At 68.1% G+C, this 20,427-nt stretch carries 17 protein-coding genes and 1 pseudogene; 12 read left to right on the top strand and 6 right to left on the bottom strand.

The genetic code is table 11. The features are described from left to right. Nucleotides 1-3: 3 nt before the first annotated feature. A complete protein-coding gene (locus DI005_RS17330; protein WP_113642825.1) occupies nt 4-999 on the bottom strand; it encodes an alpha-ketoacid dehydrogenase subunit beta in 996 nt (331 codons plus the stop codon). Continuing rightward, nucleotides 996-2,087 carry a pyruvate dehydrogenase (acetyl-transferring) E1 component subunit alpha gene (pdhA, locus tag DI005_RS17325; protein ID WP_113642824.1) on the bottom strand — a complete coding sequence of 364 codons (1,092 nt, stop codon included), beginning with the start codon at nt 2,085-2,087 and terminating at the stop codon, nt 996-998. Before pdhA ends, DI005_RS17330 begins: the two co-directional genes overlap by 4 nt. Before the next feature lie 160 nt (nt 2,088-2,247). On the opposite strand from pdhA, the gene DI005_RS17320 reads away from it, so the two are divergent. Beyond that, the gene (locus DI005_RS17320) at nt 2,248-2,844 is read left to right on the top strand and encodes a TetR/AcrR family transcriptional regulator (protein WP_112273637.1); all 597 of its coding nucleotides are present in this window, start codon (nt 2,248-2,250) and stop codon (nt 2,842-2,844) included. Nucleotides 2,845-3,160: 316 nt separating this feature from the next. Here the strand turns inward: DI005_RS17320 and DI005_RS17315 are convergent, their stop codons facing one another. After that, nucleotides 3,161-4,756 (bottom strand): CdaR family transcriptional regulator, encoded by a 1,596-nt coding sequence (locus DI005_RS17315; protein WP_113642823.1) that lies wholly within the window; start codon nt 4,754-4,756, stop codon nt 3,161-3,163. A gap of 45 nt (nt 4,757-4,801) precedes the next feature. After that, complete coding sequence (locus DI005_RS17310) at nt 4,802-5,518, bottom strand: hypothetical protein (RefSeq protein ID WP_147263856.1); 717 nt, start codon at nt 5,516-5,518, stop codon at nt 4,802-4,804. 360 nt (nt 5,519-5,878) lie between these two features. On the opposite strand from DI005_RS17310, the gene DI005_RS17305 reads away from it, so the two are divergent. The 4 genes from DI005_RS17305 to DI005_RS17290 all read left to right on the top strand — a co-directional run bounded on the left by DI005_RS17305 (nt 5,879) and on the right by DI005_RS17290 (nt 10,559). Beyond that, complete coding sequence (locus tag DI005_RS17305; RefSeq protein ID WP_199542897.1) at nt 5,879-6,610, top strand: haloacid dehalogenase type II; 732 nt, start codon at nt 5,879-5,881, stop codon at nt 6,608-6,610. 339 nt (nt 6,611-6,949) lie between these two features. Next, nucleotides 6,950-7,768 (top strand): alpha/beta fold hydrolase, encoded by an 819-nt coding sequence (locus DI005_RS17300; protein ID WP_112273631.1) that lies wholly within the window; start codon nt 6,950-6,952, stop codon nt 7,766-7,768. Nucleotides 7,769-7,942: 174 nt separating this feature from the next. Beyond that, complete coding sequence (locus tag DI005_RS17295) at nt 7,943-9,148, top strand: CaiB/BaiF CoA-transferase family protein (RefSeq protein WP_113642821.1); 1,206 nt, start codon at nt 7,943-7,945, stop codon at nt 9,146-9,148. A 64-nt stretch (nt 9,149-9,212) separates the two neighbouring features. Beyond that, nucleotides 9,213-10,559, top strand: a complete 1,347-nt coding sequence (locus DI005_RS17290) for an SLC13 family permease (protein ID WP_113642820.1) — start codon at nt 9,213-9,215, stop codon at nt 10,557-10,559. A gap of 117 nt (nt 10,560-10,676) precedes the next feature. Here the strand turns inward: DI005_RS17290 and DI005_RS38990 are convergent. After that, a pseudogene (locus tag DI005_RS38990) lies at nt 10,677-11,180 on the bottom strand (transposase); the annotation flags it as partial. 152 nt (nt 11,181-11,332) lie between these two features. On the opposite strand from DI005_RS38990, the gene DI005_RS17280 reads away from it, so the two are divergent. The 7 genes from DI005_RS17280 to DI005_RS17250 all read left to right on the top strand — a co-directional run bounded on the left by DI005_RS17280 (nt 11,333) and on the right by DI005_RS17250 (nt 18,696). Then, on the top strand, nt 11,333-12,499 hold the full coding sequence (locus tag DI005_RS17280; RefSeq protein WP_147263855.1) for an SMP-30/gluconolactonase/LRE family protein: 1,167 nt from the start codon (nt 11,333-11,335) through the stop codon (nt 12,497-12,499). Nucleotides 12,500-12,528: 29 nt separating this feature from the next. Beyond that, the gene (locus DI005_RS17275) at nt 12,529-13,248 is read left to right on the top strand and encodes an SDR family NAD(P)-dependent oxidoreductase (RefSeq protein ID WP_158559824.1); all 720 of its coding nucleotides are present in this window, start codon (nt 12,529-12,531) and stop codon (nt 13,246-13,248) included. A 63-nt stretch (nt 13,249-13,311) separates the two neighbouring features. Beyond that, complete coding sequence (locus DI005_RS17270) at nt 13,312-14,460, top strand: acyl-CoA dehydrogenase family protein (RefSeq protein ID WP_113642817.1); 1,149 nt, start codon at nt 13,312-13,314, stop codon at nt 14,458-14,460. 79 nt (nt 14,461-14,539) lie between these two features. Then, nucleotides 14,540-15,439, top strand: a complete 900-nt coding sequence (locus DI005_RS17265) for an SMP-30/gluconolactonase/LRE family protein (protein ID WP_158559823.1) — start codon at nt 14,540-14,542, stop codon at nt 15,437-15,439. An 11-nt stretch (nt 15,440-15,450) separates the two neighbouring features. After that, nucleotides 15,451-17,013 (top strand): class I adenylate-forming enzyme family protein, encoded by a 1,563-nt coding sequence (locus DI005_RS17260; RefSeq protein ID WP_113642815.1) that lies wholly within the window; start codon nt 15,451-15,453, stop codon nt 17,011-17,013. 72 nt (nt 17,014-17,085) lie between these two features. Beyond that, the gene (locus tag DI005_RS17255) at nt 17,086-17,904 is read left to right on the top strand and encodes an enoyl-CoA hydratase/isomerase family protein (protein WP_113642814.1); all 819 of its coding nucleotides are present in this window, start codon (nt 17,086-17,088) and stop codon (nt 17,902-17,904) included. Between the two features lie 45 nt (nt 17,905-17,949). Next, nucleotides 17,950-18,696, top strand: coding sequence for an SDR family NAD(P)-dependent oxidoreductase (locus DI005_RS17250; protein ID WP_369973594.1), 747 nt, complete (start codon nt 17,950-17,952; stop codon nt 18,694-18,696). Between the two features lie 226 nt (nt 18,697-18,922). Here DI005_RS17250 and DI005_RS17245 read toward each other — a convergent pair whose 3' ends face one another. Continuing rightward, a complete protein-coding gene (locus tag DI005_RS17245; RefSeq protein ID WP_113642813.1) occupies nt 18,923-20,380 on the bottom strand; it encodes a sodium:solute symporter in 1,458 nt (485 codons plus the stop codon). Nucleotides 20,381-20,427: the final 47 nt, after the last annotated feature.

The raw sequence follows: 20,427 nt of genomic DNA, 5'->3' as shown, positions 1-20,427 counted from the left end.
CCGTCAGCGACGCCTGGCGACGGCGTCGAGGGTCTGGCGTATCGCCGTGATGGCGTCGTCGGTGGAGGGCAGTGCAGCGGTCTCCAGCGGCTTCGAATAGGGCAGCGGGACCTCGGCCATGGCGACGCGCCGGACAGGTGCGTCGAGCCAGTCGAAGGCCCCGTCGGAGATGCTGGCGGCCACTTCCGCGCCGATCCCGTAGGTGAGCCAGTCGTCCTCGAGGACGACGGCGCAGTTGGTCTTGCGGACCGAGGCGATGACCGTCTCCCGGTCGAGCGGGCGGAGGCTCCGGAGGTCGACGACCTCCACGTCGATCCCGTCGGTCGCCGCCAGCTGCTCGGCCGCCCTGAGCGCGACCGCGGCCATGCGTGAGTAGGCGACGACGGTGATGTCGGCACCTTCGCGGGTGACGGCCGCCGTTCCGATGTCGGCGGGCAGGTCTTCGTCGGGCACCTCGCCCTTGGTGTTGTAAAGGGCGAGGTTCTCCAGTACGAGCACCGGGTCATCGTCGCGGACAGCGGCCAGCATCAGGGCCTTCGCGTCGGCGGGTGTGGAGGGTGCGACGACCTTCATCCCGGGCATGAAGGCGTAGTAGAGCTCGATGTTCTGTGAGTGGGTGGCCCCCAGCTGCTGTCCGCCGCCGCCGGGGGTCCGGATGACCATCGGCACGCGAGCCTGCCCGCCGAACATGCCGTAGATCTTCGCGGCGTGGTTGACGATCTGGTCCAGGGCGAGGAGCGAGAAGTTGATCGTCATGATCTCGACGACCGGCCGGAGGCCGAGCATCGCGGCCCCGATGGCGGCGCCGGTGAACCCCTCCTCGGCGATCGGGGTGTCCCGCACCCGCCGGGGGCCGAACTCGGCGAGCAGGCCGGCGGTGATCTTGTACGAGCCCTCGAAGAGACCGATCTCCTCGCCGATCAGAAACACCCGGTCGTCGCGGTGCATTTCCGACCGCAACGTGTCGTGCAGCGCCTGGCGATAGCTGATCAGGGTCATGCCGGAGCACCCATCGACGCGCCGATCGGGAAGAGGGGCTGTCCGGGCAGCCGGCGTGAGTCGTTCCGCACAGGAGTGGCGTAGGTGTGGTCGAACAGGGTCGCCACGTCCGGGAGCGGGCTCGCCTCGGCGAACGCGGCGGCCGCCTCGACCACGGTCGTGACCTCGCTGTCGATCTCGGCGCTCAGTGCGTCGCCGAGGACGCCCCTTTCCCGCAGCCGAGCGGCGAACGCGGCCACCGGGTCGGCGGCCATGAGAGCCTCTGTCTCGGCCCGGTCGCGGTACTTCGCCGGGTCGACCACCGAATGGCCCTTCAACCGGCCCGAGACCGTCTCCAGCAGGCAGGGCTGCCCGGAGCGGGCGGTGCCGATGGCCTCGATCGCCGCCTCGTAGACGGCCTCGGGGTCGTTGCCGTCGACGCGACTCGACGGCATCCGGTAAGAGGACGCGCGCCGGAAGAGTTCCGGCTCAGCGGACGCCTGCTCGACGCTGGTTCCCATACCTCTGCCGTTGTTGACCACGACGTACACGATCGGCAGGTTCCAGAGCGCGGCGAGGTTGAGCGATTCGTGGAACGCCCCGATGTTCGTCGCCCCGTCGCCCATCAGGCACATCACGACCTGCTCGTCGTCTCGGTAGTCGATGGCGAGGGCTGCTCCGGTCGCGAGGGGGATCTGGCCCCCGACGATGCCGTAGCCGCCCATCAGCCGGGACTCGACGTCGAACAGGTGCATCGAACCGCCCCAGCCGCGGGATACTCCGTCGGTGCGGCCGTAGAGTTCGGCCATGACGCGACCCGGGTCGATGCCGCGTGCGATGGCGTAGCCGTGCTCGCGGTAGTTCGTGAACAGGTAGTCGGTCCTGTCGAGGGCGGCCATGAGGGCGACGACCGTCGCCTCCTCGCCGAGGTTGAGGTGGCAGTACCCACCGACCTTCGCCTCGGTGTAGGCGCGGGCGGCTCGTTCCTCGAACCGGCGGATCAGCACCATCTGGCGGTAGAGCCGGAGGGCGGGCTCGTCGTCGAGCACCGGGTCCGGGCCGGTCGCGGGAGCGCCGCCGCGGGTGGGCGCCCCTGCAGGGCTGGGCATGTGGGATCTCCTCTCGCCTCGGGGCGTCGTCGCGGTGTGGGCCGCCGTGACGACGCCCCGCGGGGGACCGGCGTCCGGATGTGACGCCGGCCTGGTCACGTCGACACGTTAAATGATACTACTTCCGTTTCATTAAGGGGTCTCGGTGTCAGGAGGGACGATGAGTGACCAGGGAGACGGGCAGGCGCCGCGCAAGCGCGGCCGGCCCACGCGGGAAGAGCGCGCGCGACGACAGGAGGAAATCCTGGACGCGGCGGTGGGCCTGTTCGTGTCGAACGGGTTCCACGCCGTCTCACTGGACGACGTCGCCGGGTCGGCGCACGTCACGAAGCGGACGCTCTACGCCTACTTCGGGGACAAGTCGGAGATCTTCTTCGCCGCGGTCGCACGGCTGCGGCGCCGCGCCCTGGAGATGACGGGCCGCCGCTGCGACACGCCGGCACAGCTGGCGACCGAGATCGTCGTCGCGCTGCACTCGGACGAGGCGATCGGCCTGCACCGGTTGATGATCACTGAAGCGCACTCGTTCCCCGACCTCGCGAAGCGCTTCTACGACGAGGGACCGCGGTCCTACATCGCCGCTCTCGAGGGGCTGCTGCCGGAGGCGGACGCCGGCCAAGCCACCGCGTTGTTCTCCCTGTTGCTCGGCGAGCCCCACCGGCAGCGACTGCTGGGACTGCGGCCGGCGCCGACACGCGCACAGGCCAGGGCGCAGGCGGTGGCCGCGCTGGAAGCGCTCGGGCTGGAGGCGCGGTAGCGCTGACAAGCCGACGCGGGCGGGCCGGCAACGGGTGCGCACGCGCTTCAGCCACGGCACGGGAACAGGTCAGGCCCGGATGCACCGGCTCCGCCGTTCCCTTCGCGGCCGAACGAAGATCACACCGCGGGCTTCAGTTGAGCGATGTGCACTGTCGATCCCGCGGAGTTCCGCGTCGAACCGTTCTGCTGTCGAGCGGGCAGGTCCGGCGGGCATGAGGCTTTCGTCGATCCGCGGGAGCCCTGTCTCGAGGGACGGCGCTCCATCCAACCGGATCGGCCTTCCGCAGCTGGCTTCAGAAGTCTGCTGGTCGCGTCTACGGCTGCAACTCGTCCGGCAACGAGCCCGCTCGCAGTTGAAGGTGCAGGGCCAGTCGTTGCGCCGGATCGTCTAAGTCGATTCCGGATATCTCAGCGAGCCGCCACAGCCGGTGCCGCAACGTGTTGGGGTGAAGGACGAGCTGTTCGGCTGCGGCGGACGTCGACCCGAAAACCTCAAGATACGTCCTCAACGTCTTGACGAATTCGGTGCCGTGCCGTTGGTCGTGCGCGGTGAGTCGTCGCAGATGCTCGGTGAGGTCCGGATCCGCGGCGGCGATCGCACGTTCGGCCGGCAGCAGGGTGAGATCCGCCCACAGTTGCTGTTTCGTGCCGATGACGCCGGAACCGCCCCGGCGTGCGAGTACGAGGAGTTGGTCGTCGACGTCGCTCCGCGAAAGGGGAACTTCCGCCAGGCTGGTGGCGCGTCTCCCGACGGCGGCGCACGTGTCGATGTCGAGTCGGTGGAGCTGGTCTAGTGCGGGCCGGAGCCTGCCGACGAGTTGCTCGTGACTCGCCGGTGTCAGCGCGGGCACAACCGCGTAGTAGGCGCCGTCGATCGACAGGACACCTGCGGCGGGATCGAGGCTGTGGACCTGTAGCGACAGCAGATGGATCAGGCGCTCGGTGAAGACCTCGGCCGAGGTCGCATCGGTGCGGTCCTGCGTGCGCACGGCGAACCCGACGACGGTGAGTCCTCTGTGGGGGTCGAGGCCGGAGTTGATCGCGTGGGTGGCCAGCGTGGGACTTCCCTCGAGGAGGCCGCGAAGCATCTGCTCACGGGCGGTGCGGCCGGTGTCTTCGGCGATGCGATGACGCAGCATGAACGGCGCTGCCAAGGCGGCGGCGCGTTTGAGTGCCTCCTCGGCCTCGCTGGTGAGCGGCTGCCGTCCTTCCGCCACGGAGATCTCGCCGAGGATTTCCCCACCGGCATGGATCGCGATCCGCAATCGGGTCCGCATCTCCTCGTAACTGTCGACCCGGACTACCTCGTCGGGGTTGCGGAAGGTCTGGTAAGCCGACCGGTCGATGGTGAACCGCTTGATCCACTGCTCTGGGGTTCGTTTCCCGATGATCGCGTCCCGGCGCACGGTGTCTATCTCGTGGCCTTGCACGGCGTAGGCGATGACCCGGTGGGCTCGGTCGTAGAGGACCACGGAGCCGCCGACCATCACCGCGATCGCCTCCGCCAGTCCGTGCATGGAACTGGGTATGGGGTGATCAGGAAATTCCGTGGCCGTCTCGTCCTGGGCGGCTGAGGTCAGGGTGCGAAGCAGAAGCAGCAGCTGTGCCCAGCCGATGTGGGCATCGGCGAGGAGGACAGAGGTCCGGGTGTCGCCCGGCACGGCGTTCACGGTTACCGTGGACCGGAAGACGACCGCGGCGGCCCCTGTCGCGCCGCTCTCGGCGATCAGCGCACGTCCGGCGGGAGTGTCGAGCTGTAGTCCGACCGCCAAGATGACCTGGCCGGCTGCCGGGGGACACGCGGAATCGACGATGACGACGTCGTTGATCGGGGTCAGGCCACCGTTCACCAGGTGAACTGGTCGCAGTGGGCCCGGCCCGGCGGCCTCCAGCAGGTCGGACAGCTTCACATCGTTCTCCTGTCGGGTCGTTCACCGGCCGGGTCGTGTGTTCCTTCAGCGACGGTAAACGAGCCCGGCGACCGCCCGGACGTTGTTGCGCTGAAGAAGCCGCACCTGGGTGAACACCGATCGGCGGGTCGCGTGCTCGGTCAGCGACTCGGTCCAGACGGGTGTCTCGGCGTCCGTGGCGGCGAGAAAGCGCATCGTCCCGGCGGCCAGCCGTGGGCGGGGGCCGTCGTCTCGTGGAGCGCCGTAGCGGGCCGCCATCGCGAACAACACTCCGCCCTGGACGGCGCCCGCGCGGTTGGTCATCGCCGCGGTCGGCCTCAGCACGTACCCGGCTGGATGGTCGACCGTCGCCTCGGCGATCAGGTGATCGCCCCAGGACCGGCCCGCGTCGTCTGCGGCGCGCACGGCGCGCAACACCGCCTCGTCACCTGCGCCCAGATCACCCGGCTCCGGCGTGCGCGGGGTTTCGGGCCGGCTGGTGTCAACCGGATCGTCCCAGGGCAACGCGCCCTGCCGGCCCTTCGAGGGAATCGCAAACGTCGCAGTGCAATGTCCGAAGACGGCCTGCCTCCCACGGAACTCTCCAGCGGCGGTGCCGATGCCGTCCGGTCCGATGGCGATCTCGCCCGCCTCCGCGGTCGTGATCGTGCCGTCGGAAGCAAGCGGGCCGGCAAGGTCGAGTGTGAGGCTCAACGTCGGCAGGGGCCTGGTGAGCCCGACCTCCCGGCGAAGCGCTCCGCCCAGCGCGAAGTCCGCCAGCATCGCCATCTCCACCAGTCCCACTCGCCGCGGCACTGGCTCGCCCGCGACGCCCAGGGCGAACTTGCCCGGTGCTGATGGCGCTGCCCGGAGTCCTGCCAGGCAAGGCAGAAGTGGCGCCCCCGTCGACCGGGCGAGTGACAACGCACGGAGTGCCCAGCCGATGGACGAGCCGGGACCCGGATCTGGCTGATTCAGGGTGGAGTGCACGACCTCACTATCCCCGGCGAAGGTTCTCCCAGCGACGTGGAAGTCACCAATGGTGGAGGTCAGGTGTCGGGCTTTCCTCCGATGCCGAGGTCCTGGGTTGCTCACTAGCGTTCGGCGTGACCGATTCTGATCTTGTCCCGTGGAGGATGCGAAGTGGCTGAACAGACCGAGTCCCTGATCGGCGTCAAGGCGCTCATGTTCGACTTCTACGGCACGGTTGTCGACATGCAGGGCAGCCTGACCAAGGCGATCACCCCCTATCTGGAGTCGAAGAACTACACCGCGCAGCCAGCGACGCGGGTCGTGACATGGTGGCGCCGGACGCACTTCGAGAACTCGATGATCGACGGCCTGCTCGGGCGCGAGCACATTCCCTATCGGGAGATCGGCCGGCAGGCCGTGGACTACACGCTGACTCGCGCGGGTATCCCGCACACCATGGACGAGGTCCGTTCCCTGGTCTCGGAGATCGAGCGGCTCGAGCCCTTCCCGGACGTCATCGAGGCACTGACGAAGCTGAGGAACGCAGGGTTCGAACTCGTCATCCTGTCCAATGGCGATCCGGACATGCTCGAGGCCGGGGTGAAGTTCTCCGGCACCGGGCACCTGTGGACCCGGGTGGTATCGGTTGAGGAGGCCGGCGCGTTCAAGCCGCACTTCAACACCTACGCGACCGGCGCCAAGGCCGTCGCCCTGGACCCGTCCGAGGTGTTGTTCGTGGCCAACCACGCGTTCGACTGCGTTGGCGCGAAGGCCGCCGGGATGCACACGGCGTTCGTCGACCGCCGGAAGCGTCCGTTCGGCAACGAGTACTACCCGCCGACCCTGGTCGTGGACGACTTCACACACCTCGCGAGCGAGGTCGTGGCCCTCACCAACGGCTGATCCGCCTCCCGCGGCAGGGGCACTTCCGCCCTTGGTCGCGCGGGATTCGTCGTTCGAGCGCCGCGTTGGGCCGGTGTCAGGCGAACCGTGTCGACATCTCCTTTCCCCGCACCGCACGATCCTGCTGCGGCACCGCGCGCCGCAGGGGTGCGCGAGGTGGACACCTCCGTCGCGGTAGCCGTCCACACGCCGGCCGAGCTGCTCGCCGCTCGTGAGGGACGGCAAGCACCGGACCTGACCAGCAGCGACGGTGATCGCCCAGCCGCGCCGGACGGCATCTCGCGGAGCTCCTCGACGAACATCGCATCCGTCGTTGATCGAGGAGAGGAGCTTTGTACAGTGCGCACTGACAGGTCGGGGAGCGGTCGGCACGCGACAGCTCCGGACGGCGCCCGCATCGGGTTCGAGGCCCGAGGAACGGGGGAGCCGCTTGTACTGCTCGCGGGCCAGGCGAACTCCCGTCGATGGTGGGATCCAGTGCGAGCCGACTTCGCGTCGTCGTACACGACGATCACTTTCGACTACCTCGGTACCGGTAGCAGCGACGGTCCGAAGGGCGCGGAGTGGAGCACCCGCCGGTTCGCGCGGGACGTGATCGCGGTCCTCGACGAGCTCGGAGTGACGCGCGCGCACGTGTATGGAACGTCGATGGGCGGGCGGGTCGCGCAATGGCTCGCGCTGGATCACCCCCACCGTGTCGGCGCGCTCGTACTGGGCTGCACCAGCGGAGGTGGTGACGGCACGGTGCCCACGGACCCCGACGTCATCCGGGCCCTGAACACGGATACCGGCACGAGGCGCGAGGCGTTGACCGATCTGATGGTCGGCCCACACCGGCGGTGGTCGCACACCGGCCCGCTGAACCTGCTCGGCGACGCATCGATGAGCGACCACGCGCGTCGTGCGCACCGTCGCGCCAGCGCTGCGCACGACGCGTGGGCCGCACTGCCCACCATCGGCAGGCCCACCCTGGTGCTACACGGAACCGCGGATCGCCTGACACCGCCCGGCAACGGCGTCCGGCTTGCCGAGCGCATCCCCGGTGCGCAGCTGCGGTTGTTCGGCGGAGCTCGCCACGCCTACTTCCTGGAGCGCCGCCAGGAGGCCAGCGCCGCCGTCCTGGCGTTTCTGGCCAGCCACACGATGACGCCAGCCTGAGGCGGGCTCGGCGGTCGCCGTCGTCGAAAGCTCCGACGACCGCGACCGAAGATCGTGCGATGTAACGAAGAGTCACGCCTGCCTGCTCCCTAACCTGATGGCATCACCACGCCGGTCGCCAGTCCCCGCGGCCGGGCACGGCCGAATCTCCCCGAACCGAAGGGCAGGCCAGTCATGTTCGATAGATCCACCTCGTCCGGCCCAAGGGACGACGACAGCTCCGTGTCCGCCGGGCCTCTCACCGGTTTGCGGGTGGTCTCACTGGAGCATGCCGTCGCTGCCCCGTTGTGTTCCCGGCACCTGGCCGATCTTGGTGCCGATGTGATCAAGGTGGAGCGGCCCGACGGCGGTGATCTCGCCCGCGGCTACGACACGGTGGTGGCGGGACAGTCGGCCTACTTCGTCTGGGCCAACCGGGGAAAGCGCAGTGTCGCGCTAGATCTGAAGACGGATGCGGGCAGACGCACGCTCGGGAACCTGCTGTCCGCGGCCGATGTCTTCGTGCACAACCTCGGGCCTGGCGCGGTGGACCGGCTCGGCTACGGCCGCGAGGTGGTCCGCTCTCGGTATCCGCGGCTCATCAACTGCGCGATCTCCGGCTACGGCGTGGATGGTCCCTATCGTGACCGCAAGGCTTTCGATTTGCTGATTCAGGGCGAGGCAGGCCTGATGTCGGTGACCGGTTCGCCCGACGAGCCTGCGAAGGTGGGTGTCTCCGTCGCCGACATGTGTGCTGCCGTGTACGCGTTGTCGGCTGTGCTCGCGGCCGTTCTTCGGCGCGGCGAAACCGGTGAGGGCGCCTTCATCGACATCTCGATGCTCGACTGTCTGAGTGAATGGATGATGGCTCCCACCTACCACCAGCTGTACGCGGGGCGGCAGCCTCCGCGCGCGGGCGCGCGGCACAACATGATGGTGCCCTACGGCGTGTACCGCGTTGGCTCCGATGCGTTCGTCAACTTCGCCGTCCAGACACAGCAGCAATGGCGAAGGCTGTGCGAGCAGGTCCTGCGGTCACCGGAGCTCATCGACGATCCGCGGTTCACGACGAACGAGGCGAGGGTACGCAACCGAGCGGAACTCGAGCCGATCATCGAACGTCATTTCCGTGCGCTGACCGAGGAGGATGCCCAGGAAAGCTTGCGGGCAGCGGGCATCCCCACCGGAGCGGTCAATGACCTCAAGCGGCTGGCGGAGCATCCGCAGCATGCCGCCCGGGCTCGCTGGTTCGAGGTGGACTCGCCGAACGGGCCAGTCCGCGCACTGCGGTCACCGTTCAATCTCGACGGCGTGAGCGACCCGGCTTCGGCGATTCCGGGCCTGGGGGAGCACACCGAGGAGATCCTCGCCGACTTGCGTGCGACGAGGCCCTCCGGCTGAGCAGAACCGTCGTCGGACCGATGCACTGCCATTCCGTTCGCTTCAATGACGAATCGAGGAATCCGTGTCCGCTCAAGTCATCGCGCTTCTCGCACTGGGAGGCGTCTTTCTCGTCGCGACCGTGACATCCGTGAACATGGGTGCGCTTGCCCTCGTTGCCGCGTTCGTCATCGGTGGCCTGGCCTACGGTGTCCCGGCCGACGATGTGCTGTCCGGATTTCCCGGCAGCATGTTCGTCATCCTCGTCGGCGTGACATATCTGTTCGCGCTCGCCAAGAACAACGGCACGGTCGACTGGCTCGTGCATGCCGCTGTCCGGGCTGTCGGCGGGCGGATCAGCTTGGTGCCGCTGGCGATGTTCCTCATCCCCGCCGCCATCACGTCGATCGGCGCCGCGGCACCCGCGGCCTGCGCCATCACGATCCCGGTGGCATTGCGCTTCGCCCAGCAGTACCGCATCCGGCCCTTGCTGATGAGCATGATGGTCATCCAGGGCACGACCGCTGGAGGGTTCTCGCCGATCGCGATCTACGGAGTGATCGTCCACGGCGTAACCGACGCGGCAGGACTGCCCAGCAACCCGGGACTGCTCTATTTGGGCACCTTCGGCGCAACCGCGCTCCTCGGTGTGATCGCATTCCTGACGCTGGGCGGACGGGACCTGATCGGCCGCCGGGACGAGACCGATTCCGAGCCGCTTCCCGCGTCGGCGGCGGCAGGGGAGCCTCCCAGCGGGCCGTCGACGCCACGCCGGCCAGGAGCGCGCGGTGTCGCGACGAGTGCACCCGCTCCGATCGACATCGCCCAGGCTTCTCGACTGACACTCGAGCGGGCGTCCACGCTCGCGGCTTTGCTCGTGCTCGTGGTCGCGACACTCGTCTTCGATCTCCACGTGGGAATGGTCGCGCTGACGATCGCCGTGGTGCTGACGCTCGTGTTCCCGGCCACGGCGAGGACCGCGGTCGAACAGGTGGCGTGGTCCACTGTGCTGCTCATCGGCGGGATCATGACCTATGTCGCCATGCTCGAGGAGCAGGGCACCATCGACTGGCTCGGTCGTGGAATAGCCGGCATCGGGGTGCCGCTGCTCGCCGCGTTCGTGCTGCTGCTCATCGGTGCTGTCGTGTCGGCTTTCGCCTCGACGACCGCGCTGCTGGGCGCGGTCATCCCGTTGGCGACACCGTTCCTGCTCAACGGCGACATCGGAGTCCTGGCTGTCGTGGTGGCGCTGTGCGTCTCCAGTTCCGTGGTCGACTGCAGCCCATTGTCGACCATGGGCGCTCTCGCTGTGGCCAACGCGCCTGCCGACCAGCGGGACAAGGTCTTCGGCGGGCTCATGGTTTGGGGGATGTCGCTGGTCGTGATCGCGCCCGTCGTGAGCTGGACGGTGCTGGTCCTGCCCGCTTCGTGACCGGGTGTGATCCTTCCGAGCGCAGGTCGCGCCCGGCACGAGGGGAAATCGCTTGCCTCAAGCGATCACGGTGGAGCTGACGCACGCACACGCCACGTCACAAGGGGACGTCGACCCTTACCCGTCCTCGCCCGTTTCCCCGCCGAGACGATGCCAAGTGTCGCAGGAGCCACGTGGGCCGCCACGTTGTTCAGTCCCACGAACGCGCCGGCGGCGCGACGTTCGCACGCTCATCCGGTCCCGTGCGGAGTGTCGGCGGTGGCGGTTGTAAAACCCTTCGATGTACTCGAAGATCGCGTTGGCGAGTTCGACGCGGGTCGGCCAGCGTTGCCGATCGAGTAGCTCGGTCTGCATGCAGGGCAAGAATGCTTCGGCCAGGGCGTGTCGTACGGATCGCCGACGGTGCCCGATGATGGCAGCCGGCCGGCGCGAGGGGCGCGTTCGGTGAAGGTCCAGGACGTGAACTGGGTGCCGTGGTCGCCGTAGATGATACCGCCGGGGACCTGGTCGGCGGTGCCGCGGGATTCGATGGCCATCCCGAGTGCGGAGGTGGCCAGGTCGGCTCGTTGCCGCGGAGTCGGTGGCCGGATGCTCGGTGATGTCGGTGACCCAGAGCTGGTCTGTCTCGCGGTCCAGGTCGATTGCCGGCCCCGGTGGGCTGAGCTCGGAGCACGCGAAGACGGCGCTGCCCGGCTGTGAGCCCTGGTGGTGGCCGGTGTTGACGCCTTCGGGTCCGATGCTATTATCTTGACTAACCAGTAAGGAAATTTATTGTGGACAACCAGGACGAGGAAGGCACAACGATGTGTTCTGCGAACGGGCGGAGGCGGCGATCGGCGGTTTTGCTGGCGACCGCGATGGCCGCCACCGTTGCCCTGTGGGGAGGCGCGACCGGAGCCGTCGCTGGGGCCGAAACGGGTGCCACTGAACGCGAATGGCTTGACATAAGGGTATTCGCCGAAGTTCCGGATCCGGGTCACCCAGAGGGCATCACGGTGGCCGACGACGGTACCGTCTATGTGGGCACCCAGCAGCACATCACCGAGATTCCCAAGGGGCCTTCCAAGATCTTCGCCTATGACCCGGGCGGGCACCTGACCCGAGAGTATGTGATCGAAGGCCAGGACCCGAATCGTGGCGCCGGGATCGTCGGTCTCGCTCAGGACGGCGACGGCATCGTCTACGCACTCGATCGGTACCCGCAGCGGGTCATCGCACTCGATCCCAGGACCGGCGAACAGCGGGACTACGCGACGTTCCATCAGGTGAAGGATCTTTGCGTGTCGCTTCCCGCCCTGGTGCTGGTCACCCAGTGTGTGGTGCCTGATGGGCTGACCTTCGGCCCGGACGGCTCGCTCTACGTCACCGATGTCGGTCAGGCCCTGATCTGGCGCGTTCCGCCGGGCGGCGGCAAGGCCGAGGTCTGGTTCTCCGATCCGCGCATCGAAAGCGTTCTCGGCGCGAACGGCATCGCGTTCGTGGACGAGGACACGCTGATGTTCGCCCAGACTCTCACCGGACCCTTCGACGGGCCCCTGCCGCGGGTCGACACCAGCAAGCTCTACACCCTCGACATCCGGCCGGACGGCAGTCCGGGAGCACTCGAGACCTTCTGGCAGAGCAAGCCGCTGGACGGCATCGACGGCTTCGCCATCGCGGAGTCGGGCAACATCTACATCGCCATGGCGCTCGCGAAGTCGGTTGTCGTGGTTTCCCCGCAGGGCCGGGAGATCGGCCGCAACCCGGCCAACCTCTTGGAGAACCAGCTCCAGGAAGTTCCCTTCGACGACCCGGCCTCGGTGGCGTTCCTGGATGACCGCGTCCTGGTGACCAACCACTCCCTCTTCCTCGGCAACCCGAACTCCTTCGTGGTGCACGACGTCTACGCGGGGGAGAAGGGCAAGCCGGAGTATCGGCCGATCATCCGGGCACGCTCATGACCGGTCGACTGACGCGCAAGGTCGCCGTGGTGACGGGCGGGGCACACGGCATCGGAGCGGCGATCGTCGCCAGGTTCGTCGCCGAGGGCGCCGCGGTGACCATCGCGGACGTCGAGGAGGTGGAGGGCAAGGCGCTGGCCGAACGGCTGGGGCCCAGGTGTCGGTTCGTCCCGTGCGATGTCACCAGCAGCTCCGAGGTGGCCAAGGCCATCGACTCAACCGTGGCGGAGCTCGGCGGGCTGGATGTCATGGTCAACAACGCCGGCTTCGGCGTCGGCTCGAAGATCATCGAGCTGGACGAGACGCAGTGGCGGCGGGTCGTTCAGGTCAACCTCGATGGCACCTTTCACGGCATCAAGCACGCCGCGCGCGCGATCCGGCGAGGCGGAGGAGCCATTCTCAACCTTTCCTCGATTGCCGCCGGCCGGGCGATGCCTGGGATGGCCGCGTACTCGGCTGCCAAGGCCGGCGTGGAAGCGATGACCCGCACGGCCGCGGTCGAGCTCCGCGAGGACGGAATCCGGGTGAACGCCATCGTCCCCGGATTGATTCAGACCGCCGCGGCAGCGCAAGGCTCGGACGTCCTGGCACGCGGGCTCGGCATGAGCGTCGACCAGTACTTCGCCACCAGGCAGGGTCGATGGGGAACCGCGGAAGAGGTCGCGGCCGTTGCCGTCCACCTCGTCAGTGACGAGTCCTCGTTCACATCGGGCCTGCTTTACCGAATCGACAACGGCGGCACCGCGTAGGTGTCGTGGCGGCCCGTGAGCACGTGGGCGACGAAGGCCCGTACCTGCACGAGAGGATCGAGCATGGAGACAGTCACAGCCGCTGACGCGGGGCGGCAGGAGTTCGTCGCCGCCCTGCGGGAGTTCACCAAACGCAAATGCGGCACCCGGGAGCAGCGGCTGGCGCTGACGGACGGCGGCCGGCTGACCCACAGCCAACCGCTGCATCAGGAGGTGGCCGACCTCGGCTGGGTGGGTTGTGCCCTGCCCGAGGCGTATGGAGGTGGCGGCGGAAGCGCCACCGATGCGTGTCACCTGGTAGAGGAGTTGGCGTACGGCCAGGCGCCGCTGTACGGACTGGCGGTCGCTTTGGTGAGCGCCTCCGTCGTCGAGCGGTTCGGAACCGAGTCGCAGAAGCAGGACATTCTCACGTCGGTGTGCCGCGGTGAGCTGCTCGCGACCGCGATCAGTGAACCCGACACCGGGTCCGACGCGGCATCACTCCGTTGCAGGGCCGAGTTGCGTGGCGGAAACTACGTCATCAACGGGCAGAAGACCTGGATCTCGTGTGCGCACCTCGCTTCGCGGATCCTCGTGCTGTGCCGCACCGGCCAGGGCGAGGATCAGCACAGCGGCATCACCATGCTCGACGTGCCCGCCGACGCTCCGGGCGTGACGGTGCGGCCGATCCCCACCCTGGGCGGCGACGAGGTCAACGACGTCTACTTCACCGATGTGGTGGTGCCTGCCGATCGCGTCATCGGCGAGGTCGGCGGGGCGTGGAGGCAGATGATGAGCTGCCTCAACACCGACCGCCTCATGTGCGGCACGATGTTCCTCGGTCGTGCGCGACGCACGTTCGACGACGCACTGGAATACGTGCGCCAGCGAGAACAGTTCGGCAGGCCGATCGGGAGCTTCCAGGCGATCCGGCACCGGATGGCCGATCTCGCCACCGAGTTGGAGTGCTGTCGCCTGCTCGTCTACGATCTCGCGTCCAAATTGGATGAAGATCCGAACCGCCAGGTGCCTCGCGAGGCATCGATGGTGAAGCTCAAGGTCACCGAGACCGCCAAGCGGCTGGCCATCGAGGGAATGCAGTTGCTGGGCGGTGCCGGCTACACCAAGGAACACGACATGGAACGCCACCTCCGGGAGTCGGTGGCGGGCACGGTGTACGCCGGTACGAGCGAGATCCAGCGCGAGATCATCGGCAGGTCGTACGGCCTGTGAGTACGAGGCGCGACCGGGGTGCGGGCAGGTGGTACTGCGACGCCGCCCATCGTGCCGTCCCAACCGAAAGGGCAAGAACGTGGGTACGGAATTCCGCACGCTGGCCACGGGCGGCGACTATTTCGAGGGCGTTCGCTGGCACAACGGCAGTTGGTACGCGTCGGACGCGTTCCGCGGCGCTGTGCTCAGCCTGGATCGGGACGGGCAGTCGTCCGAGATCATGTGCGTCGACGCGTTGTGCTCCGGGCTCGGCTGGCTCCCCGACGATTCGATGCTTGTGGTCTCGATGAGGGACCGACGGTTGCTGCGGCGTGCCCCGGACGGGGAGGTGACCCAGCACGCCGACTTCTCCGGGCTTTCGGAGCACTGGATCAACGACACGTGCGTGGACGGGGCCGGACGGGCGTGGGTGGGCAGCATCGGCTTCGCCATCGTCGACGGCGCCGACCCTGTGCCCGGCGACCTGCTGTGTGCGGACCCCGACGGCACCGCGCGGGTCGCGGCGTCCGACCTCTGGTGTCCCAACGGCATCGTGGTCACCGCTGACGGGCGCACGCTGGTCGTGGCCGAGACCTTCGCGGGCAGGCTCACCGCTTTCACCATCGAGAACGACGGATCGCTCACCGACCGGCGCACCCTGGCGCAGTTCGGTGACACGCCCGAGCCGGGCGGCGCCGCCGAGATGCTCGGTGCGCTCGAACTGGCTCCGGACGGGTTGACCATCGACCGCGACGACCACGTGTGGGTGGCCGACGCCGCGGGGCGGCGATGCGTGCGGGTCTCGCCGGACGGCCGGATCACCGACGAGATCGCGGCACCGGGCGGCGCCAACCTCTATTCGTGCGCCCTCGGCGGTGCCGACGGCACCGAACTGCTCCTCGCTGTCGCCGAGGGCTTCTTCGAGGCCGCCCAGGGGCTGACCGGGACCGCCTCGCTGGTGGCGACCACGGTCGATGTGCCGGTCGGCGGCGACAACTAGGGAGAGAAGGCATGGATCCCGCACGACTTCTGCGCAGGGTCTCGCAGGACTACCGCGATCGGATCGCGGTCAAATGCGAGGAACGGACCCTGACCTATGCCGAGCTGGGCGAACGAGCGAGCCGACTGGCGAACGCGCTGGCCGACCGTGGTCTCGAGCGGGGCGACCGGGTCGCCCTGCTCGGCGACAACTGCCTCGAATCGCTGGAGCAGATCGTCGGGACGGCGATCGGAGGTTTCGTTCGCTGCTCGCTGCACGCCCACGACGCGCCCGAGCGCCATCGGTACCTGATCGAGCACACCGGCGCCAAGGCCCTCATCATCCAGTCAGGCCACTACCAACGGATGGCAGGCCAGCTCGAGGAGATCACCGGACTGCGCCACGTGATCGTGCTCGGCGATGCCGACGTAACACCCGGAGCCAGCCGGTACGACGACGTGCTCGCGGCGGCGTCCCCCGAGCAACCTGACGTGCGGCTGGGCGACGATGATCCGCACGTCATCCGGTTTTCCGCGGGTACCACGGGGCTGCCCAAGGGAATCGTGATCTCGGTCCGCGCGACCATGGGCATGGGCAACGAGTTCGCGATGGTGCTGCCCAGTTTCGACGAGGAGGATCGCTATCTCGCCGCGGGGCCACTCACGCACGCTGCGGGCATGTTCATCTATCCGTTGCTGGCCGCGGGGTCGACCACGATCGTCATGCCGGGCTTCGACCCGGGATCCTTCCTCGAACTCGTGGAGCGGGAAAGGGTCACCACCACCCTGGTGGTGCCCACGATGATCCAGATGATCACCGACCATCCCGCGGCGGGGACGAAGGACCTCTCCAGTCTGCGAGCGGTCATGTACGGCGCGGCTCCGATATCGGAGACAACGCTCGTCAAGGCGCTCGGCCTGTGGGGCAACATCATGTATCAGCTCTACGGCCAGAGCGAGGTCGTCCCGATCGCGGTGCTCACGCCCCGGCACCACCGGGTGGACGGCCCGTCGGACCGGAACCGGCTCTCCTCGGCGGGCCGGCCGAGTCCGAACGCGTGCGTGCGGATCGAGGACGAGAACGGCGACGTCCTCCCGCCCGGCCAGGTCGGAGAGATCGTCGCACACGCACCGTGCACGATGTCGGGCATCTGGAAAGACGAGGCCGGGACCGCGGCCCGGTTCACCCCCGACGGCGGGGTCCGGACGAAGGACATGGGATACCTGAGTGAGGACGGCTTTCTCTATCTCGCCGACCGCAAGGAAGACCTGATCATTTCCGGAGGGTTCAACATCTGGCCCGCCGAGCTCGAGAACGCGCTGGCCGCCCACCCCGCCGTACAGGAGGCCGCCGTTGTCGGCGTCCCCCATCCGAAGTGGGGCGAGACCCCGCACGCGGTGGTCGTGGTCCGCGAGGGCAGTGAGGTGACCGAGCAGGAGCTGATCGAGTGGACCCGGCAACGGGTCGGCTCGTACAAGAAGGTCACGGCTGTCCGGTTCGCCGACGCGTTGCCCAAGACCCCGATCGGGAAGGTGCTGCGCCGCGAGGTGCGGGAACGTTTTCTCGCGGCCGCCGACGGACTGGGGCGGGCCTGATCTCTACCAGAACCATCCGATTGATCCTCCGACGGCGCGGTGTTGTCGGGGGAGTGAGGAGCGCGCTACATCGTGTCCGAGTCCAAATCCGACAACGCCGAGCCACCCGTTCTCTACGAACTCCGTGGCCCGGCGGCGTGGATTACGCTCAACCGTCCTGCCGCCCACAACGCTCTGTCGGCCGACGTGGTCGCCGGGATCGCGGACGGGCTGCGGCAGGCTGAGGCCGACCGGAATGCCCGTGTGGTGATCCTGGCCGGGAACGGCCCTTCGTTCTGCGCGGGGGCCGACCTGAAGATGGTGCTGGCCCGGGACCCGGACGGGGCCGGAGCGCGGCAGCTGTCCGGGTTTCTGCGCTCCGTCTCCGAGCTCTGTACCGCGATCACCCGTCACCCGCTGCCGGTGCTCGCCGCGGTACACGGCAACGTCGTCGCCGGCGGTTTCGAGCTGATGCTCGCCTGCGACCTCGTGCTGGCCTCGGAGGACGCCGCGATCGGCGATGGCCACGCCAGGTACGGGATGTTTCCTGGCGGGGGCGGCGCGATCCGGCTGCCGCGCAAGCTCGGCAGCAACCGGGCCAAGTACTTGCTGTTCACCGCTGCGTCCTGGGACGCGGTGCGCATGCGCGACTGCGGCGTGGTCAACGAGGTCGTGCCCGCGAACGAGCTGCGCGCGCGGGTGCAGGAGCTGGCCGAACAGCTCGCCACCCACAGCGCCGCCGGCCTCGCCGCGATGAAGCGGGTGGTGGAGCAGGGGCTGGATCAGCCGCTGGAGCAGGCTCTCGCACTCGAGCTCGCTGAGTGCGAGCGGTATGCGGCCGGCAGCGGGGACTTCGACGAGGGACTGCGAGCGTTCGTGGAACGACGCGCCCCGAGGTTCAGTGGCCGCTGAACGGCCGATGACGACTGAGGAGGCTCCATGAAACTCACGAACAAAGTGGCGCTCGTCGCCGGCGGCGCTTCGGGCCTGGGGCGTGCGGTCTGCGCGGACCTCGCCGAGCATGGCGTCGCGATCGCCGTGCTGGACCGGGATGAGGCACAGGCCAAGGAGACCGTCCGCGACATCGGTGGCGGACTCGCCCTGGCCGTGGACGTCACGGATCCGGACGATGTGGAGCGGGCCGTCGACGAGGTGTTGCGCCAGTTGGGCGCCATCCACCTGAACGTCAACACCGCGGGCATCGTCGGTGCCGCGAAGATCGTCTCCCGCGGCGGCCACCCGGCGGCCCTCGAAGACTTCGACCGAGTGATCAGGACCAACTTGAGCGGCACCTTCAACGTGATGCGGCTCGCCGTCGCCGCCATGCTCCGCAACGAACCGGAGAACGGCGAGCGGGGCGTGGTGGTGAACACCTCGTCCGGCGCGGCGTACGAAGGGCAGTCGGGACAGGCGGCGTACGCCGCGAGCAAGGCCGGCGTCATCGGTCTCACCCTGCCTGCAGCCCGTGACCTCGCCGGCCATGGGATCCGGGTCAACGCGATCGCCCCGGGACTGTTCGAGACGCCGATGGCGGCAGGGTTGCCGGCGCCGGTCCAGGACGGCTTGCTCCGGATGATCACCGAGCCCCGTCGGCTGGGCCGGCCCGCTGAGTTCGCGCAGCTGGTGCGCAACATCGCCGAGAACGGTTACCTCAACGGCGAGTGCATCCGGCTCGACGCCGCTACCCGGTTGGCGGCGCAATAGGGTTCGGCCCTTATGACCGACTCCCCGCGCGGCACTTCGCGCGGGGAGTCTTTGTGCACGGGCCACGACGCCTGCGGCTCGGCGGTGACGCCTGTGGGATCAACTGCCCGTACGGCGGGGTCCGCGTCACGGCGAGCCGGCCGAGCATCCGGATGGGGCAGGCCTTCGACGAAGCCCACCCCATCCGGAGTCTCTTGCCGACGTCGCGGCGGCTACCGGCGTCGGCTCAGTGGTCGCCACCGGCCGTGGCAGCCGTGGCGGTACCGCGGACCTTGGCCACCACTGCCTGCTCTCGGGCCGAAGGTCGACCAGTGAGACTGGCGAGCACCGTGACAACGATCGAGACCGGGATGCCGATGAGAACCTCGGAGGAGTTCGGCAGATCGAGGCCGAGATAGCACGCCAGGAACGCCCCTGCCCCGGCGACCATGCCGGCCGCCGCGCCGATGGAAGTGCATCGAGGCCACCAGATGCCGAGGATCATCGGCGCGAAGAACGCCGAAGCCAGGAAACCGACGGCGGCCACGTACAGCACCACCAGGAACTCGGGCGGATTCAACGCGAACAGGATGGCGATGATGCCGACCGCCCAGGTCGAGACGGTGGACACCCGGACGACCTGCTTCGACGAGGCCCGTGGGTTGATCACCCGCGCGTAGAGGTCGTTGCCGATTGCGGAGTTGCACGCCATCAGGAGCCCGGCGGTGGTCGACATGACCGCCGCCAGGACGGCGGCTGCCATGAGTCCTTGCAACGCCGGGGACAGCACCGACGCGGAGAGCGCGAAGAAGACCGCATCCGGCTTCAGCTCCGCGATGTTCGGCAGGGTGGCCGCTACGGGGGTGAGCACGAACGCCACCGACAGCACGATCACGCCGTACAGGATCATGGCGTAGTTCAACGAAAGTCGAGCCGATCGCGTGCTGCGTGCCGAGTAGACCCGCATGATGACGTGCGGGAGCACGCAGATACTGGTCGCCGAGGTCACGAACCCACCGATGTAGGACCAGTTCGACAGCGCGCCGCCCACCGCGCCGTACGACGGAAACTCGTCGATGGTTCGCGCATAGACGTCACCGAAGCTCGGCACCGAGAAGTAGGCCACCACCGCGAAGGTCACCACCATCACGACCATCAGGACGCCTTGCAGCACGTCGTTCCAGGTGACGGAGAGAAAGCCGCCCAAGGAGGTGTAGAGGACGAAGATGAGGCCGGTGACCAGCACTCCCAGCTTGTAGTCCCAGCCGAGGATGGCGTTCGCGATGATCCCGGATCCGGTGAGCTGGGCGACCATGTATGCCGCGCTCGCGATGACGATGATGATGGGCGCGGCCACCCTGATCAGCGGATTGTTGAAGCGTTCGTTGAAGAAGTCGGGAACGGTGTACTTTCCCACGCGGCGTAGCGGCCGGGCCACCAGCAAGGCTGCGACAGCGAATCCCAAGGTTGCGCCCGCGGCGAGGCTCACCGTGTACGGCAGGCCGAGGAACAGCGTCATTCCCACCGCGGCCATGATCGTGCCACCACTCGCGAGCGTGGCGAGGAATGCCCAGGAGTTCGTGAACGTTCCCACCGTGCGTCCGGCGATGAAGAACTGGTCCGTCGACTGTCGCACGCGCCGTTTGGCAAGCCAGCCGAGCAGTACCGTGACCACGAAGTAACCGAGCACCATGATCAGCGTCATTGCGAATCTCCTTGCTTGTAACCCCCGTGGAACGTGGTGTCGCGCTT

It is taken from the genome of Prauserella sp. PE36 (genome assembly GCF_003311655.1).
Lineage (GTDB): Bacteria > Actinomycetota > Actinomycetes > Mycobacteriales > Pseudonocardiaceae > Prauserella_A > Prauserella_A endophytica.
This window is presented reverse-complemented; position numbering and strand designations above follow the sequence as displayed.

Coding starts and splice junctions, on each gene's coding strand:
- DI005_RS17330 (WP_113642825.1), bottom strand. CDS start 999: ATGACCCTGATCAGCTATCGCCAGGCGCTGCACGACACGTTGCGGTCG.
- DI005_RS17245 (WP_113642813.1), bottom strand. CDS start 20,380: ATGACGCTGATCATGGTGCTCGGTTACTTCGTGGTCACGGTACTGCTC.
- DI005_RS17260 (WP_113642815.1), top strand. CDS start 15,451: ATGGATCCCGCACGACTTCTGCGCAGGGTCTCGCAGGACTACCGCGAT.
- pdhA (WP_113642824.1), bottom strand. CDS start 2,087: ATGCCCAGCCCTGCAGGGGCGCCCACCCGCGGCGGCGCTCCCGCGACC.
- DI005_RS17295 (WP_113642821.1), top strand. CDS start 7,943: ATGTTCGATAGATCCACCTCGTCCGGCCCAAGGGACGACGACAGCTCC.
- DI005_RS17310 (WP_147263856.1), bottom strand. CDS start 5,518: ATGCTGGCGGACTTCGCGCTGGGCGGAGCGCTTCGCCGGGAGGTCGGG.
- DI005_RS17270 (WP_113642817.1), top strand. CDS start 13,312: ATGGAGACAGTCACAGCCGCTGACGCGGGGCGGCAGGAGTTCGTCGCC.
- DI005_RS17320 (WP_112273637.1), top strand. CDS start 2,248: ATGAGTGACCAGGGAGACGGGCAGGCGCCGCGCAAGCGCGGCCGGCCC.